The organism is Proteus sp. fly-1067, assembly GCF_040139345.1.
Lineage (GTDB): Bacteria > Pseudomonadota > Gammaproteobacteria > Enterobacterales > Enterobacteriaceae > Proteus > Proteus vulgaris_B.
On record NZ_JBEEUL010000100.1, the window covers coordinates 1 to 707 of the forward strand.

Annotated in this window: 1 protein-coding gene; it reads right to left on the reverse strand. The window is 40.3% G+C overall.

The annotated features are described in order from the left end of the window. Positions 1 to 188: 188 nt before the first annotated feature. The coding region (locus ABN217_RS19350; RefSeq protein ID WP_349459874.1) for an MBL fold metallo-hydrolase at positions 189 to 707 on the reverse strand (519 nt) is incomplete at its 5' end.

Below are 707 nucleotides of genomic sequence, written 5' to 3' on the forward strand. Positions count from 1 at the left end.
ATAAACCTGAAGATGTTTTTTTAGCTGAGTTTTGGGATGGAAAAGTGAACTTTATTTTGCAAGATGGCAAGATAAAACGTACCGCATCACTGCAGGAGCATTAACGAAAATACAAGCGATGCTCCTGTGCTTTGTGTAGAGTAACAACGGCAACATCATGTCGCTATTGTTACTGTGTGATTGTAAAGCTACAACCTAAAAATGGCAAAATCAGACGCAATTTCCGTATGGCTAAAAACGTGTTGGCTTTCTTTGAGTAACTCAACATAATCTTCTGGTAAATAACGGCTACTAATATGCGTAAGAATCAACTTTTTGACATTCGCGTTTTTTGCTAACGTTGCTGCTTGTACTGTTGTTGAATGCCCACGGCTATTTGCTTGCTCTGCCATTTCATGCTTGAACGTTGCTTCATGCACAATGACATCTGCATTATTGGCAAGATTTAATGCATTTGGTGTGGGTTGCGTATCACCAAAAATAGCAATACGACGGCCTTCTGTTTCAGGGCCAATATACTCTTTGCCGTCAACGACCCTTCCATCTGGCAATGTAATGGTTTTACCTTGTTTTAACTCTTGTAGCCAAGGGCCAGCAGGAATATTGTCAGCTTTCAATTTTATGGCATCTAATTTACCCGGTCTGTTTTCTTCTTCTAAGCGATAACCAAAACAAGGTACAGGATGAGAAAGAGCTTCACAGCTGAC